General features: G+C 65.6%; 1 protein-coding gene. It reads left to right on the top strand.

Going from position 1 to position 1406, the window contains the following annotated elements; translation table 11 throughout:
- The first annotated feature begins 165 nt into the window (after nt 1-165).
- Nucleotides 166-1377, top strand: coding sequence for an IS256 family transposase (locus ACIBEA_RS44585; RefSeq protein ID WP_399270309.1), 1212 nt, complete (start codon nt 166-168; stop codon nt 1375-1377).
- The last annotated feature ends 29 nt before the right edge of the window (nt 1378-1406 follow it).

Raw genomic sequence — 1406 nt, 5'->3', positions numbered from 1 at the left:
GATGGCGTCCCACGGAGTGGTGTAACGGATCTTGGCTGGGAAGTGCGCCGCTTGTGTGCCCTCGCGTGCATCGGCTGCTGGTGAATGCTCCCTGAAACGGGGCAGGCCACCGTGCAACTGTCCTTGGTGAACTGCCAGTTCGTTCCAAGGGGGTGCCCGGTGGCCTTGTCCCAGCATGACCTACTTCGCCTGCTTGAGTCACTACGTTCAGCGGATGGTCTTGAACTCGTCCGCGAAGTCGCCGAAAGGCTGCTCCAGGAACTGGTCGAGGCCGAGGCCACCGCCCGGATCGGTGCGGAGTGGGGCGAGCGGACCGACACCCGCACCACCTGGCGCAACGGCCACCGGGAGAAGACCGTGACCACACAGGCCGGAGACCTGGAACTCGCGATCCCCAAGCTGCGGGCCGGGAGCTTCTTCCCCAGCCTGCTGGAACGCCGGCGCCGCATCGACCAGGCTCTTTACGCGGTCGTCATGGAGGCCTACGTCCACGGGGTGTCGACCCGCTCGGTCGACGACCTGGTGAAAGCCCTCGGCTCGGACACCGGCATATCGAAGAGCGAGGTCTCCCGGATCTGCGCCGGCCTCGACGAACAGCTCGACGCCTTCCGCAACCGGCCGCTGGACCACCTCCGGTTTCCGTACGTCTTCCTCGACGCCACCTACGTCAAGGCCCGCGTCGACCATCAGATCGTGTCCCAGGCCGTCGTCATCGCGACCGGTGTCACCGAGGACGGCGGCCGTGAAGTCCTCGGCGTCATGGTCGGCGACAGCGAGACGGAGGCATTCTGGACCGAGTTCCTTCGCTCGCTGCGCGAGCGCGGTCTGAGCGGTGTCCGCCTGGTCATCTCCGACAGCCACAGCGGCCTGGTCAAGGCCATCCGTAAAGTCATGCTCGGTGCGGCCTGGCAGCGCTGTCGTGTCCACTTCGTCCGCAACGTCTTCTCGGTGATCCCGAAGGGGTCCGCGGAGATGGTCGCCGCGACGATCCGCACGGTCTTCGCCCAGCCGACCGCCGATGCGGTCCGGGCCCAGCTCGATACCGTCGCGGACATGCTCAGCCGCCAGTTCCCCAAGGTCAAGGAGATGCTGCTGGGGGCGAAGGAGGACCTGACCGCGTTCGCGGACTTCCCCAACCAGCATTGGAAGAAAATCCAGTCGACCAACCCGCTCGAACGTCTGAACCGGGAGATCAAGCGACGCTCAGATGTCGTCCAGGTCTTCCCGAACACCGCCGCCGTCACCCGCCTGGCCACGGCCGTCCTCGTCGAGCTCCACGACGAGTGGATCGCCTTCCCCCGGCGCTACCTCTCCATCGAAAGCATGGACAACCTCTATCCGGACAACAGCACCTGCCTGCCCGGCACTGCCGAATGATCAGTTACACCACGTCAAGGGACATGACC

This window comes from Streptomyces sp. NPDC051555 (genome assembly GCF_044454405.1).
GTDB lineage: Bacteria > Actinomycetota > Actinomycetes > Streptomycetales > Streptomycetaceae > Streptomyces.
The sequence above is the reverse complement of the archived record's forward strand: the minus strand, read 5'-3'. Positions and strand labels throughout refer to the sequence as shown.